Origin of the sequence: Bacillus cereus group sp. BfR-BA-01310 (genome assembly GCF_022664325.1) — a bacterium.
GTDB classification, from domain to species: domain Bacteria; phylum Bacillota; class Bacilli; order Bacillales; family Bacillaceae_G; genus Bacillus_A; species Bacillus_A paramycoides.
In genome coordinates this window covers 240208-255134 of sequence record NZ_JAKUHD010000002.1, presented here as the reverse complement: position 1 = coordinate 255134, position 14927 = coordinate 240208, and the positions used below count along the sequence as shown (strand labels likewise).

The window sequence follows — 14927 nt, the reverse complement described above, 5'->3', positions numbered from 1 at the left end:
TAACTGAAATGGATACGATAGAGATGAAAGTTTTTCATTTAATCTTGCATGGAGGAAATGCGAGAAGTTGTTCAATGGAAGCAATTGATTGTGCTAAGCGCGGTGAATTTAAGGAAGCGGAAGCTAAACTACAAGAAGCTTTAAATGAATTGCAAGAGGCGCACCGCTTACAAACGGAGCTCATACAGAAAGAAGCTGGCGGGGAAAAGACAGAGGTTACCCTGCTGATGGTACATGCGCAAGATCATTTAATGAACGCAATTACAGTGAAGGAATTGGCGAGTGAGTTTGTAGAATTATATAGGAAGATGTCAGTAGCTGAATGAACCTTGCTTATGCAAGGTTTTTTTATGTTTTTAAGAAACGAAGACCACATTATATTGGAAGAGAAACATTACATCACTACATAGTGGGTTAAAATAAAGAAATAATTTTCGCTGAAAAAATTTTTTCAGTGTTTTTTTGTTTTAAACATAACTAGACAACTAAACACTAATCTATTTTCATACAGTTATGTGTTAAAAGCGTGTTGTTTTATAACACACTGTGTGTTTTTTCGATAACACACTATTTGAAAGCGGTAACACACAAAAGAATTGCTCGAAAAAACGCTGATTTTGGGCGTTTTAAAAAGTTGGCACGCTAATTGCATTAATAAATAGCGTAAAGAAAAATAAATAAATAAACATAAATTTTTTATACTACACAAGGGGGATTCAGAAATGAATATTTTATTATGTTGTTCAGCAGGGATGTCTACAAGTTTACTAGTTACAAAAATGGAAGCGGCTGCAAAAACTCGCGGTCTAGAAGGAAAGATTTGGGCTGTATCTGGGGATGCAGTAAAAAACAATATCGATGAAGCAGATGTATTATTACTAGGACCACAAGTTCGTTACATGCTTTCTTCAATGAAAACGCTTGCTGATGAGAAAAATGTTGGGATCGATGTTATTAACCCAATGCACTACGGCATGATGAATGGAGAAGCAGTTTTAGATCATGCATTGACACTTAAAAAATAATTAGGGGGGAAGCGAAATGCAAAAGTTTATTGCATTTATGGAGAAATATATTGTTCCTGTCGCTGGTAAAATTGGATCGCAACGTCACTTAGCTGCGATCCGTGATGGATTTATTGCAGTTATGCCACTTATTTTAGTTGGTGCACTTGCATCACTAATTAATGGTTTTCCATCTGAAGCTTTCCAAGATTTCATGAAAGGTTTGTTTGGTGAAACATGGAAACAAGTTGGCGGTGGAATGTGGACCGGTTCTTTCGCAATTCTAGCACTAATCATAGCATTTACAACAAGTTATAACTTAGCAAAATCTTACGGCGTTGATGGTTTGTCAGCAGGTATTATTTCATTTGGTGCGTTAATTATTCTTACACCAACAACACCGAAAGAAGGCGGATTGAACTTAGCTTGGACAGGTGCACAAGGGTTATTCGTAGCAATTATCGTGGCACTTCTCGTTACTGAAGTATTCCGTTTCTTTGTACAAAGAGAAATTACTTTTAAAATGCCAGATGGAGTACCACCGGCAGTTTTAAGATCTTTCGCAGCTTTAGTGCCAGCATTTGTTATCTTAACAGCAGTTGCAGGTATTCAATTGGCAGTGAAATTAGCTGGTACAAGTGTTCATGAATTCATCTTTAACACGATTCAATTACCATTGCAAAGTTTAGCAGGGACATTACCAAGTGCAATTGTCATTGTATTCCTTGTTCATCTTCTTTGGTTCTTCGGCTTACATGGCCCGAATATCGTTGGTGGTATTATTGAGCCATTATACTTACCGGCATTAGAGAAAAATATTAATTTATTCAAAGGTGGCACATCTGCATTTGATGTTCCAAACATTGTTACAAAACCATTCTTTGATACTTTCGTATATCTTGGTGGTTCTGGTGCAACATTAGCATTCTTAGTAGTGGTATTACTTGTAGCGAAAAGTGCACAATTACGCGGTGTATCTCGCTTATCGATTGGACCAGGTGCATTCAATATTAACGAACCAGTAATCTTTGGTACACCAATTATTTTAAATCCAATTTTATTCTTACCGTTTATCATAACACCAATTGTATTAGTAATTACTTCTTATACAGCTATATCTATTGGTTGGGTACCAAAAACAGTTGTGATGATTCCGTGGGCAACACCACCAATTATTAGTGGTTATCTTGTAACAGGTGGGCATCTTTCAGGTGCAATTCTACAGTTATTCAACTTTGTAATTGCGATGGTAATCTATTATCCATTCGTTGTATTATGCGACCGTTCTGTTGTTCGTACTGAAAAAGCAGCAGCACAAGGAAATGATAATTCTCTACCTATGTAACATAAAAATTGTTCTCACAGACAATATTGTCTGTGAGAACAATTACCTTTATATCATGTTCAAAAAGATGGAATACATCTACAAGAACACCAAACTATGATTAATAAAATAATAATTTAATAGACATGTTCAAACTGAAGGGGTATTTAAATCGGTTGAACCTTATAGAGAGGGCGGTAATTATGATGACTACAGCAGAACAAATTCCATTCCAATTGATTTTAAATAGTGGTAATGCAAGAAGCTATGCAATGGAGGCATTGCAATTCGCAAAACAGGGGAAAATGGCGGAAGCAGATGAAGCGATGGTAAAGGCGAAAGAAGCGATTAATGAAGCGCATCATTTCCAAACAGAGCTCATACAATCAGAAGCAAGAGGAGAAAAAACAGAAATTAGTGTTCTTCTAATTCATGCGCAAGATCATTTAATGAATTCTATTACAGTAAAAGAATTAGCAGCAGAATTTATCGACCTTTATAAAAAGCTAGAAGCGAAAGGGGAATAAAGCATGACTGGAATTAAAATTGCTACAATCGGCGGTGGATCTAGTTATACACCAGAGTTAATTGAAGGATTTATTAAACGTTATGATGAGCTTCCTGTTCGTGAAATTTGGTTAGTAGATATTGAAGCGGGAAAAGAGAAGTTAGAAATCGTTGGTAACTTAGCGAAACGTATGGTGAAAAAATCAGGTTTACCAATTGATATTCATTTAACACTTGATCGTCGTGAGGCATTAAAGGGTGCTGACTTCGTAACAACGCAGCTTCGCGTTGGTTTATTAGAAGCACGTGCAAAGGACGAAGCAATTCCATTAAAATATGATGTAATTGGTCAGGAAACGAATGGTCCTGGTGGTTTATTTAAAGCGCTGAGAACGATTCCTGTTATTTTAGATATTTGTAAGGACATGGAGGAACTATGTCCAAATGCATGGCTTATTAACTTCGCAAATCCAGCTGGTATGGTAACAGAAGCTGTACTTCGCTACACGAACATTCAAAGAGTAGTTGGTCTGTGTAACGTTCCAATCGGAATTCGTATGGGTCTTGCGAGATTGCTTGAAGTAGATGCAAGTCGCGTACACGTTGATTTCGCTGGTTTAAATCATATGGTATATGGATTAGACGTATACTTAGATGGTGTAAGTGTAATGGATCGTGTATTAGAGCTTGTAACAGATCCAGAAAAGCAAATTACGATGGAAAATATCGCTGCGCTTAACTGGGAGCCAGATTTCATTCGTGGTCTACGCGCTATTCCGTGTCCGTACCATCGTTACTACTATAAAACTCGTGAAATGTTAGAAGAAGAGAAAGAAGCTTCGATTGAAAAAGGTACACGTGCAGAAGTAGTAAAACAATTAGAAAATGATTTATTCGAGTTATATAAAGACCCGAATTTAGACATTAAACCACCACAATTAGAAAAACGCGGCGGAGCTTATTATAGTGATGCAGCATGTAGCTTAATTACGTCTATTTACAATAATAAAGGTGATATTCAACCTGTTAATACGAGAAACAACGGTGCAATTGCAAGCTTACCACATGATTCTGCTGTTGAAGTGAACTGTATTATTACGAAGGAAGGTCCAAAACCAATTGCGGTTGGAGACTTACCAGTACCAGTTCGCGGTTTAGTACAGCAAATTAAATCATTTGAGCGTACAACAATTGAAGCTGCTATTACAGGGGATTATCATAAGGCGCTACTTGCTATGACAATTAATCCACTTGTACCATCAGATAAAGTTGCAAAACAAATTTTAGATGAAATGTTGGAAGCACATAAAGAACATCTTCCACAGTTCTTTAAGAAAGTAGAGAAGTAAAGCGGCGCTATTTAGCCCGCTTTTTTCTTATATTAGTAGGAGGGATATAAGTGATTAAATTAATTGTAAATGCAGATGATTTCGGTCTTACGGAAGGGACGAATTATGGAATTATTGCTGGACATATAAATGGACTTGTAAACTCAACGACGATGATGATGAATATGCCGGGGACAGAGCATGCTGTAAGTTTAGCGAAAGAGTATAAAACGTTAGGGGTAGGAGTGCATCTCGTATTAACGGCAGGAGAACCGCTTCTTGGGGACGTACCATCACTTGTAAGTAGCGATGGATTGTTTCATAAACAAAGCGTCGTATGGGGAGGGAATATAAATCCAGAAGAGGTAGAAAGAGAATGGACTGCTCAAATTGAGAAATTTTTATCGTACGGATTAGCACCAACCCATTTGGATAGTCATCATCATGTACATGGGTTACCGATTTTACATGATGTTCTTGAGAGATTAGCAAGTAAATATAATGTTCCGATTCGTCGTTGTGAGAAAGAGCGAGCTGTGCACCCATTTTCCGATGTGTTTTACAGTGATTTTTACGCTGACGGTGTGAAGGAAGATTATTTTGTGAAGTTAAAAGAAAGAGTACAGGACGAACAAACGGTAGAAATTATGGTGCACCCTGCTTATATTGATCCAGAGCTTGTGAAACGTTCTTCTTACGTAATGGATCGTGTGAAAGAATTGCGTATTTTAACGGAGAGCGAGTTGCCTGAGGGAATGGAGCTTGTGAAGTTTTAATAGGAAAACGACGGCTAAATAGGGCCGTCGTTTTTTAGATTTATCCCGCATTAACGGGCAGTAAGACTCACACCTCAAAATTCGGCAAATGCAAGGAAGTTAGGTGGGAGATTAACTGCCCGTAAAAGCCCGATTGGTTCAACTAATAATCAGAGGGGGATGGACAAAACCCCCTCTGATTAAAGTTTCACTTTATAAAATGGACAGAACATATCCACCGAATGCTCCGAGTATAACGATAATCCAAGGTGGTGCTTTCCAAAAAGCGAGTAAACAAAAAAGAAGAGAAGCAAAAACGAAATCTACGGAATTCATAATTGTACTCGTCCAAATTGGATCATAAAAGGCTGCTAGTAAAATACCAACAACGGCTGCATTCACTCCAAGTAGTGCACCTTGTATGTAAGCTAACCTTCTTACACTGTCCCAAAATGGTAAAACGCCGATAATGAGCAGGAAGGCAGGAAGAAAGATAGCGATGGTTGCAATCGTAGCTCCCATTGTTCCATTTAGCACTGCTCCTATATAGGAGGCGAATGTAAATAGTGGTCCTGGCACTGCCTGTGTTAATCCGTATCCGGCTAGAAATTGTTCTTTAGTCATCATCCCGTTTTGTACAAACTCAGCTTCAAGAAGGGGAAGTACGACGTGCCCTCCTCCGAATACGAGTGCACCAGAGCGATAGAAGCTGTCAAATAAAGAGATAAAATAAGAGTACGGTCGTAACATTGGTAGTAGTATTAATAGTCCGAAGAATAAGATGAGACAGGAAATTGCAACCATTTTTGAAATAGGCACGTGTATTTTATTTGCTTGGCTAACGGATTGATCGCGATATAAAAACCAACCGATAAAGCCAGGTACTATAATGAGAATGACTTGTGTCCAGCTACTTGGCCATAATAAGGCGATTGCGGCAGTTACAATTGCGATTGTTGCCCGATTTCGGTCCGGTGTTAATTTTTGAGCCATTCCCCATATTGCATGAGCAACAATTGCGACTGCTACAAGCTTCAGTCCGTGAATCCAGCCAGTGCTACCAAGTTCGAACTGGTTAAGAAATGAAGCAAAGAAAACTAAAACAAGCACAGATGGTAGAGTGAAGCCGATCCAAGAAATGACGGCCCCTAATAATCCACCGCGTAATAATCCAACCCCCATACCAACTTGACTGCTAGCTGGCCCGGGAAGGAATTGGCACAGTGCCACTAAGTCCCCATAACTTCGTTCATCCATCCATTTTCTTTTTTGTACGTACTCATGATGAAAATAACCGAGATGGGCGACAGGGCCCCCGAACGAAGTAAGTCCTAATTTAAATGATACGAGAAAAATCTCTATAAGAGCTTGAAAAGAGTAGTTGTTATTTTTCAAAAGAACCTCCAAAAATGTTTTTCTATGTGCATTATACAAGAGGCAGTAAAGTGAACGAAACGATTTTGATGTAAAGATTTTGTGAATCTTTTAATTGTAATTATAAATTGAAAAAGTCATAAATGATTATGTCTAAACCATAAAGTAGTAGAAGTAGTGCTGGGAAATTTATATAAGGAGAATGCCTGTATGACAACACATTTCTTTGCTAGGTTAACAGGGAAGAGGGAAATACCTCCTGTAAATACAGAAGCTTATGGTGTAACGGAGTTCATTTTTAGTGAGAATTTAAAGAAGTTGCAATATCGGGTCATATTGAAAAATATTGAAAAAGTTACATCATGCCAAATTCATTTAGGGAAAAAGGATCAAATTGGTCCAGTTATTTTAAGTTTGTTTGGTCCGCTAAAGCAAGGAATTAGTGTGAATGAAGGAGTCGTTATTGGTGTAGCCAAAGTGGAGGATTTTGAAGGGCCTTTACAGGGGAGAGCATTTGACAGCTTACTTCAAGAAATAATGCAAGCAAATGTGTATGTAAATGTTCATACAAAGTCGTTTAAAAAAGGAGAAATAAGGGGGAGAATAAGGGAAGTAAAGAAGTAAGCGAAAAGGCTGTCCAAAAACATTTTGGAACAGCCCTTTCTAATTATAATGGGTGCTGTTGGTAAATCGATATATTTAAAAAATCGCCTAGTTTAATTTTTTACAGGTTGATTTTTGATAAAGAAGTCCATTACATAAAATACTTCGTCATCTGGTATTTGTATTTCAAATGTATTTTCAATAGGTTGCAACGCTTTTTTCACTTTCATATACATCCAGTACTCATCTTGTCTTCGTTTGTCTTTTTCAGGATGAGGGAGAAGACTGTCTCCTTTTTGAAGACGATCAACCATACAGCTCATATGCAAAATAACACCCATTAAACTATCAGGGGTTAGCTGCAAGGAGATGAGTTCTTGAATTGTATTTAATGCGTAACGAATTGTTTTAATGAGCAATGCACCATCATTACGCTGCATTTGTTGCTCAAGAATATCAGCCATTTTTGCATATGTTTCCTCGTACGTGATCAATTCTTGAATTGGCTGAATAGCTGTGTAGTTCACAATGTCTTGGAAATGATACGTTAAGCACGGTACTTGTACATTAAAATTCGTTACGATGCAAATGATATTGCGCTCTTTCTTAATGTTTTCAATCATTTTCGTTAAATCTTTTTCGTGGACGATGCTAATCGGAATAATTTCAATTAAGTCTTTATCAAATCGTAAATAGTTCTCTAACATTTTTTGAATTGCTAAAGCACTTCCTTCACCAGTTAAACAAGCTGTTAAAATAACGGATTTCATTGGCGACAGTGGCTGTTTCTTTTCTTCCTGCACGTTTAAATAGAACGGTGTTAAGTTCTTCACTGTTTCATATAGTGCATCTAATGAATAACCGAGCTGAGCTTTTCGGGCAGCTTCTAGGGCGTGCGGTGTGCTCGTCATAGAAAGAACACGTACAGGAATTTTGAACTCGGTTTCTAATATATCACCGATATAAGCGAGCGATCCCATATCAACAAGTAAGAGAAGCCCGTTTACATGTTGAAGTGTTTTCATATACACTTTAACACGCTCTAAGAAATCTTTCGGTGATTCATGAAGCGGCATATCAATACCAGTTACTTCATCAATACCGAGAAGTTCGTTTGCAACGTTTGCCATTTCTGTTGCGATGCCATTACCGTGAGCTAATATTAATACTTTTACTTCTGTTTGTGAGGCAGGAATTGGATCAACAACGAAGAACATTGTTAAAAAGCCCGCTTCATCAATAGGCATTGTTATTTGTAATTCTTCCTCTAACAGCTGAATACATTGCATAGCTACGGAAAAAGCCTCTTTATATTTCGTACGAATTTGATTTAATTGTGGGTTGTGAATTTGTTTCCCACCTTGTAAACGTTGTAGAGTTGTCTGTACATGTAAACTTAAAGCGAGAAATACTTTTTCATCAAAAGTCTTAGATAAATGTTTTTCAGCTAGTTCTGCAATTTTTTCACATACGGAAACGATATTACGATCCACAATTTTAAAAACATTTTCATGACTTGTTTTTTTAGACATTTGGTTAAAATATTGGACGAAAAAGCTTTGAATATCATTTTCTATTAGTAATTCTAATTCTTCTTCTTCAATGCCGCGTGCTTGAAGTTCTTCGTATTTATGGTCGATATAATCGTAAATGGAAGAACGGCTTCCTTCCGGTTCTGTTTTATGCTTACTCCAACCTTCATCACCTGTAAATACAAATGTTTCATTTGGTATTTGATATAGATGACGGCTCTTTCTTTCAATAAATAATCCTTCTTTCATATACCAAGGTAAATCTGTACTTGAAACACCGACAGAATCACGTTTCTTTGTTACGAAATCAGAATAAGCTTTCGCGCAGGCAATTTGTACATCTGTTTTCAATTGGCCAATGTTATTTGGACAATTGTAAAAAACGAAAGCCCGCATTGCATTTGGACTAACATGAATCTCTTTTCGGAGACGAATCGCTTCATTTGTGAAAAATAGCTGTAGTAAAGCAAAGCGTTCTTTATGCGTTCGCTCACGAAGTGGTGGAAGCGTAACGGTCATTGGAATACGTCTTGTAAATGTCTTTAATAAAAATGAGTTTGGTTCTTCTGTTGTTGCAGTAATGATTAATACTTGTGCTTTACGCTCGTTCTCTGTTTCTCCAAGGCGGCGGTATACTCCGCGGTCAATAAATGTGAAGAGCATTTCTTGTCCTTCTGGAGGCAGGCGATGGACTTCATCTAAGAAGAGGATACCTTCATGTGCCTTTTCAATTAACCCTTTTTGATCACTGGCACCTGTGTAAGCTCCTTTTTTTATCCCAAATAACTGTCCAAGTAGTAGTTGTGGATTGTTTGCATAATCAGCACAGTTAAAGACGATAAAAGGTGCTCCTTTTGGAAGTTGCTCTACTTCAATTGCGTATTCGTGCATTAAAGAAGCGAACATAGATTTCCCGACACCTGTTTCTCCAAGTAGTAAAGTGTGCATACCGTTTGGAGGATAGAGAATAGAAGCTTTCGCTTTTTCAATTGCAATTTTTAGGCTGGTATTTTCAATTGCAAATGTATCTAGTGAAGTGCCATTTGTTGAATGCGTTTCCAATGAAGTATTCGTTTCTATATAAAAACGGACAGGGCGTGTACTCGTTTTTAATAAACGATCATCTTTCACAAGCTTGTTCAAATCGCTACTAACATTTGCACGGTCTAACTGTAGAAGTGTAGCGAGTTCTGATGCTGTTACACCTTCTGTATAATTCCCTTTTTGTATTGCGTTAAAAATGAGATCTATTCGTTTCATTTCTATTCACCTCGAAACTTCATCACTATTTAAAATTTTACACAAAAATGGGAAGTGTGGGAAGAGAAAAATAAAACAGCTTTAGTACATAGGCACTAAAGCTGTTACAATCTTGTGTCTTTCCAAAAATTCACTTCAAGATGGGAAGATGGATTGTATGGAAGTAGTTTATACCCTTGTGATTGCAAATAATCAATTACTGCTGGAAGTATTTGTACTGTGACACTAGAATCGTGCATTAAAATAACCTCCATTTGTTCATCGCTTTGATTTCGTACTCTTTCTAGTATTGCGGAAGGATTATCATAGCTTTTCCAGTCATATGTATCAATTGTCCAATCCCACATTTTGTACTGGGCAGATACGAGTGCGTCGCGGTAATTCTTTTTTAAATAAGGCATACTACCGTACGGGACACGAACGAGATGTGTATTTAAATTCGTAACTTGCTGGACGATATTTTGAGCTTGCTCCATTTCTGCAATTAAAACAGAGGGATCGCCAGTATAAAGACGTTTTACATCATGTGACATACTATGAAGTCCAATATAATGTCCATCTTGAATCAACCGATGCATTGTTTTTTGGTAATGTGGTACTTTCCCACCGATGACGAAGAAAGTTGCTTTGCCATTCTTCTCTTTTAAAATGTTTAAAATTTGTGCTGTATATTTGTTGGGTCCGTCATCAAATGTTAAGTACGCAATCTTTTGTATAGGAGAGTTGGTTTGAGTAGTTTGGTGATGTTCTGCTGGAATGGCTATAGTCGCTTCTGTATTAGATGATGCGTACATAGTAATAGTTGAAAATAAAATTATACATTGAAATACTCGCTTGATCATAACATTCACCCTCAGTTTGACAATCAAGATGTAAAAAAGAAATTTTGATATTTTCCTCATTATCTTCGCTATACGTATATCTTTCTCCAATAGAGGGACTCTCAAACAATCTATATTTTGGAAATAGGGAATAAGGAGTAAAAAACAAAAAAATAGCATCCTCTTCCAAGAAAGAGGATGCTATTTGAATATTTCATAATAGTAAAGGCTATACTACAATTAGTCTTCGCGTTTTTTTACTTTTTTATAGAAGGAAATAATTGGTTTGTAACGTTCGTGTACAAGACCGATTACTTCAGCAATGATTTCTGTAAAGAAGATTAAAACGAAAAGAAGAATAATGGATAACCATAATGTCGCACTAGTGAAAAGGATTGCATTTATACTAAAGAAAATACCAAATGCGTAAATAATTAGTACCGTTTTACGATGAGAGAATCCCATTGCAAGTAAGCGGTGATGTAAATGCGATTTATCTGGTGCTGAAATAGGTTTTTTATTGACGATACGACGGATGATTGCAAATGTCGTATCAAATACAGGTACACCTAAAATGATAACTGGAACGATAAAACTGAATAGCGTTACGCTTTTGTATAATCCAAGTAACGATATAACAGAAATACAGTATCCTAAAAATAGTGCTCCTGTATCTCCCATGAAAATTTTTGCTGGATGGAAGTTATAGAATAAAAATCCAATTGTACTTGCTAATGTAATCAGCGCTAGAGGTAATATAATAGCCGCTCCAGTGCCCCAAGGACTAGTGAAGGCCATATATGCTAGCGTTGCAAGTACGATAGATGAAATCCCAGCGGATAATCCATCTAATCCATCAATTAAGTTGATGGCATTTGTAATACCTACAATCCAAAATACTGTAATTGGATAAGCGAGCCATCCGAGTTCAGTATCTCCAAGGATTGGAATATATAATACTTGCACTAATAATCCACTTTTTACAATCATGATGGCAACTAGTAGTTGTCCACCGAATTTTACCCTCGCAGATAGTTCGTACATATCATCTAAAATCCCGATGATAACAATGATGATAGCACCTAAAGTTATCGATAGCATTCTTTGTTCGTATAATCCACCGACAACAAATCCTACGGCTACACCGATGAAAATTGCTAACCCGCCAAGACGAGGCATAATTTTTTGGTGTACTTTACGCGCGTTTGGCTTGTCTGTTGCTCCTATTTTAAAAGCTAATTTAATAACTAAAGGAGTAACGACGAGTACAGTGATGAAAGATGCCAAAATGGCATAAATCACTTGTGAGTCCATTAATACCCCACCCTTTATAGTTTAACGTAATTTTTTTAGTGTATTTATCTGAAAATTATGATGTTGATTTGCAGGCTCATAACATATGGTATCACAAAAAGATTAGAATTCAATCTTTTTTTCTTTTAGCGGTAAGTGGAAGTGAATAAAATATATGACAATGGTATATGGAATATTGAGTCGCTTGAGAAGGTTATTCATATTGTGACTTGTAATATGACATTGTAGTTGCTTCGTCTATAAAGAGTATTTTTACTTCAGTATTATTATAAGTGTTGCACGTAAAAATGAGTAAGTTTCGTGTTAAAATATGGAAATTTACATTTGAGATAGATTGCATCATTTAACTTTACAAAATCTTAAAAAAGAATAAAAAAGATAATTCATATAATAAAGAAGTAAAAGAGTTTTCTCATTCTTGTTGTGAGAGGGGGAAGCACAGGGAGAATGCTATGTATTCGTATATTTTCTTTTGTATATTCCTGTGCGAAAGGAAAATGAAAATTACGATAATAGGTACCGGATATGTTGGATTGATTACAGGGGTAGGATTGGCGAGATTAGGACATTCGGTTACGTGTTTTGATATAAATAACGAAAAAATTGAACGGATAAAACAAGGGGAGTTACCTATTTATGAATGTGGCTTACATGAATTAATAAATGAAGCATATGAGAATAACCATTTAACTTTTACAACAAGTAAATCGAAGGCTTTTAATAAGGCAGAATTTATATTTATTGCAGTTGGAACGCCATCTTTATTAGATGGCACAGCGGATTTAACGTATATTCGTAGTGCTTGTGATGATATTGGAACATATGTGAATAATGATATTATTGTTGTTACGAAAAGTACGGTTCCTGTAGGTACGAATGATGTAATGAAGGGATGGATCGAGGAGAAGTTACAAGGCAGACATGAATTACATATCGTATCGAATCCAGAGTTTTTACGAGAAGGTTCTGGTATGTATGATTTTTTTCATGGTGATCGTATTGTAATTGGAGCAAATAGTGAGGCAGTTGCACGAAAAGTAGAGAATTTATATAGTGAATTATGTTTGAAAACGTATATTACAGATATTAGAAGTGCAGAGATGATTAAATATGCATCTAACGCTTTTTTAGCTACGAAAATTAGTTTTATTAATGAAATTTCGAATATATGTGAGCAAGTGGGTGCAGATATATTAGAGGTAGCTACAGGAATGGGGATGGATAAGAGAATTGGTGCATCTTTTTTAAAAGCGGGTATCGGATACGGAGGATCTTGTTTTCCGAAAGATACGAAAGCACTCGTGCAAATTGCAGGGGATGTTTCTCATGATTTTCGTTTGTTGAAAGCGGTCATTGAAGTGAATAATAAACAACAGTTGTTATTGGTTGAAAAAGCGAAGAAAGTAATGGATATGAATAAGAAGCGGATTGCAGTTCTTGGCGCAGCGTTTAAGCCGAATACTGACGATATTAGGGAAGCGCCATCCCTTATTATAATACAAGAATTAATTAATATGGGTGCGGATGTGGTTCTATATGACCCGCAAGCAATTCAAAATGTAAAAGATTTATTTGGGAAGACTATACAATACGCTAGATGTATAGATGAATCGATTAGAGAAGCGAATGCAGTTTTTATCGTAACAGAATGGGAATCAATCCGAACTTATCCGTTAGAAAAGTATGTACAGCTTATGAGGGAACCTATTCTATTTGATGGGAGAAATTGTTATACTAATGAGGATGCCAAGAAGCATGGGATAGATTATTACTCAGTTGGGCGAAAAAACATTTGTAATAGTAATATTTCTATTATTCGTTAAAAAGTCTATTTCCCCATGTCTATTCTGATATGTCATAATAGAAGTTGTAACTAGTGAAAGAAAAGAGGCAATGAAATGACTGAACGTTTAAAAGTAATGACAATTTTCGGGACACGTCCAGAAGCAATTAAAATGGCACCTCTTGTATTAGAGTTGCAAAAGCACCCAGAAAAGATTGAATCGATTGTGACTGTAACAGCACAACACCGTCAAATGTTAGATCAAGTATTAAGCATCTTTGGGATTACGCCAGATTTCGATTTAAATATTATGAAAGATCGCCAAACTTTAATTGATATTACAACACGTGGTTTAGAAGGTTTGGATAAAGTAATGAAAGAAGCGAAGCCAGATATCGTCCTTGTACATGGTGATACAACGACGACATTTATCGCAAGTTTAGCTGCTTTCTATAATCAAATTCCAGTAGGACATGTTGAAGCAGGACTTCGTACATGGGATAAATATTCTCCATATCCAGAAGAGATGAATCGCCAATTAACAGGTGTAATGGCGGATCTTCATTTCTCACCTACAACAAAATCAGCAACGAACTTACAGAAAGAAAATAAAGATGAGTCAAGCATTTTCGTAACAGGAAATACAGCGATTGACGCATTGAAAACGACTGTAAAAGAAACATATAGTCATCCTGTACTAGAGAAACTTGGAAATGATCGTCTTGTGCTTATGACAGCGCATCGTCGTGAAAACCTAGGTGAACCAATGCGTAATATGTTCCGTGCAATTAAGCGTCTTGTTGATAAGCATGAAGATGTACAAGTTGTATACCCTGTTCATATGAATCCTGTTGTTCGTGAAACAGCGAATGATATTTTAGGCGAGCATAGCCGCATTCATTTAATTGAGCCGCTAGATGTAATTGATTTCCATAACGTTGCAGCTCGTTCATACTTAATGCTAACTGATTCTGGTGGTGTACAAGAGGAAGCACCATCACTAGGTGTGCCAGTTCTTGTCCTTCGTGACACGACGGAACGTCCAGAGGGTATTGAAGCAGGTACGTTAAAATTAGCAGGAACAGATGAAGAGACAATCTTTGGGCTTGCTGACGAATTACTATCTAATAAAGAAGCTCATGATAAGATGGCGAAAGCATCTAATCCTTACGGCGATGGCCGTGCATCAGAGCGTATTGTAGAAGCGATTTTACAACACTTCAAGAAGTAAAGTGAAACTTTAATCAGTGGGAGTGTTTATCCCACACTGATTATTAGCCCGCACCAATCGGGATAAATGAAAAAAGAGCCAAATCGTATGT

The 14927-nt window shown here is 36.8% G+C and carries 13 protein-coding genes; 9 read left to right on the top strand and 4 right to left on the bottom strand.

The window, feature by feature from the left end; translation table 11 throughout:
• The first annotated feature begins 8 nt into the window (after positions 1-8).
• The 6 genes from MR109_RS06420 (at position 9) to chbG (ending at position 4939) form a co-directional block, all read left to right on the top strand.
• Positions 9-326, top strand: coding sequence for a PTS sugar transporter subunit IIA (locus MR109_RS06420; protein WP_002174231.1), 318 nt, complete (start codon positions 9-11; stop codon positions 324-326).
• A gap of 396 nt (positions 327-722) precedes the next feature.
• On the top strand, positions 723-1025 hold the full coding sequence (locus MR109_RS06415; protein WP_098789827.1) for a PTS sugar transporter subunit IIB: 303 nt from the start codon (positions 723-725) through the stop codon (positions 1023-1025).
• 16 nt (positions 1026-1041) lie between these two features.
• Positions 1042-2349 carry a PTS cellobiose transporter subunit IIC gene (gene celB, locus MR109_RS06410; RefSeq protein WP_071717428.1) on the top strand — a complete coding sequence of 436 codons (1308 nt, stop codon included), beginning with the start codon at positions 1042-1044 and terminating at the stop codon, positions 2347-2349.
• A 182-nt stretch (positions 2350-2531) separates the two neighbouring features.
• A complete protein-coding gene (locus MR109_RS06405) occupies positions 2532-2855 on the top strand; it encodes a PTS lactose/cellobiose transporter subunit IIA (RefSeq protein ID WP_025148178.1) in 324 nt (107 codons plus the stop codon).
• A 3-nt stretch (positions 2856-2858) separates the two neighbouring features.
• Positions 2859-4184 (top strand): 6-phospho-beta-glucosidase, encoded by a 1326-nt coding sequence (gene celF, locus MR109_RS06400; protein WP_098789829.1) that lies wholly within the window; start codon positions 2859-2861, stop codon positions 4182-4184.
• A 50-nt stretch (positions 4185-4234) separates the two neighbouring features.
• On the top strand, positions 4235-4939 hold the full coding sequence (chbG, locus tag MR109_RS06395) for a chitin disaccharide deacetylase (RefSeq protein WP_242271340.1): 705 nt from the start codon (positions 4235-4237) through the stop codon (positions 4937-4939).
• A gap of 192 nt (positions 4940-5131) precedes the next feature.
• On the opposite strand, the gene MR109_RS06390 is transcribed toward chbG, so the two are convergent.
• On the bottom strand, positions 5132-6313 hold the full coding sequence (locus MR109_RS06390; RefSeq protein WP_242271338.1) for a chromate transporter: 1182 nt from the start codon (positions 6311-6313) through the stop codon (positions 5132-5134).
• A 189-nt stretch (positions 6314-6502) separates the two neighbouring features.
• Between MR109_RS06390 and exsM the strand changes: the two genes are divergently transcribed.
• On the top strand, positions 6503-6916 hold the full coding sequence (gene exsM, locus MR109_RS06385; protein WP_048370243.1) for an exosporium regulatory protein ExsM: 414 nt from the start codon (positions 6503-6505) through the stop codon (positions 6914-6916).
• Positions 6917-7008: 92 nt separating this feature from the next.
• Here the strand turns inward: exsM and MR109_RS06380 are convergent, their stop codons facing one another.
• From MR109_RS06380 to MR109_RS06370, 3 genes are all read right to left on the bottom strand, one after another.
• Positions 7009-9687: a sigma-54-dependent transcriptional regulator gene (locus tag MR109_RS06380; protein WP_242271336.1), complete on the bottom strand. Its 2679-nt coding sequence runs from the start codon at positions 9685-9687 to the stop codon at positions 7009-7011.
• Between the two features lie 104 nt (positions 9688-9791).
• Positions 9792-10529, bottom strand: a complete 738-nt coding sequence (locus MR109_RS06375; protein WP_098474131.1) for a polysaccharide deacetylase family protein — start codon at positions 10527-10529, stop codon at positions 9792-9794.
• 219 nt (positions 10530-10748) lie between these two features.
• Complete coding sequence (locus MR109_RS06370) at positions 10749-11822, bottom strand: glycosyltransferase family 4 protein (RefSeq protein ID WP_048370249.1); 1074 nt, start codon at positions 11820-11822, stop codon at positions 10749-10751.
• Between the two features lie 452 nt (positions 11823-12274).
• Between MR109_RS06370 and MR109_RS06365 the strand changes: the two genes are divergently transcribed.
• Both MR109_RS06365 and wecB read left to right on the top strand, forming a co-directional pair.
• Entirely contained in the window at positions 12275-13645 is a 1371-nt protein-coding gene (locus MR109_RS06365) for a UDP-glucose dehydrogenase family protein (protein ID WP_242271328.1), read from the top strand.
• Between the two features lie 75 nt (positions 13646-13720).
• Positions 13721-14836, top strand: a complete 1116-nt coding sequence (gene wecB / locus MR109_RS06360; protein WP_002174219.1) for a non-hydrolyzing UDP-N-acetylglucosamine 2-epimerase — start codon at positions 13721-13723, stop codon at positions 14834-14836.
• Positions 14837-14927 lie beyond the last annotated feature (91 nt).

Coding starts and splice junctions, on each gene's coding strand:
- celF (WP_098789829.1), top strand. CDS start 2,859: ATGACTGGAATTAAAATTGCTACAATCGGCGGTGGATCTAGTTATACA.
- MR109_RS06365 (WP_242271328.1), top strand. CDS start 12,275: ATGTATTCGTATATTTTCTTTTGTATATTCCTGTGCGAAAGGAAAATG.
- MR109_RS06405 (WP_025148178.1), top strand. CDS start 2,532: ATGATGACTACAGCAGAACAAATTCCATTCCAATTGATTTTAAATAGT.
- MR109_RS06380 (WP_242271336.1), bottom strand. CDS start 9,687: ATGAAACGAATAGATCTCATTTTTAACGCAATACAAAAAGGGAATTAT.
- MR109_RS06370 (WP_048370249.1), bottom strand. CDS start 11,822: ATGGACTCACAAGTGATTTATGCCATTTTGGCATCTTTCATCACTGTA.
- MR109_RS06415 (WP_098789827.1), top strand. CDS start 723: ATGAATATTTTATTATGTTGTTCAGCAGGGATGTCTACAAGTTTACTA.
- exsM (WP_048370243.1), top strand. CDS start 6,503: ATGACAACACATTTCTTTGCTAGGTTAACAGGGAAGAGGGAAATACCT.
- celB (WP_071717428.1), top strand. CDS start 1,042: ATGCAAAAGTTTATTGCATTTATGGAGAAATATATTGTTCCTGTCGCT.
- MR109_RS06375 (WP_098474131.1), bottom strand. CDS start 10,529: ATGATCAAGCGAGTATTTCAATGTATAATTTTATTTTCAACTATTACT.
- wecB (WP_002174219.1), top strand. CDS start 13,721: ATGACTGAACGTTTAAAAGTAATGACAATTTTCGGGACACGTCCAGAA.
- MR109_RS06420 (WP_002174231.1), top strand. CDS start 9: ATGGATACGATAGAGATGAAAGTTTTTCATTTAATCTTGCATGGAGGA.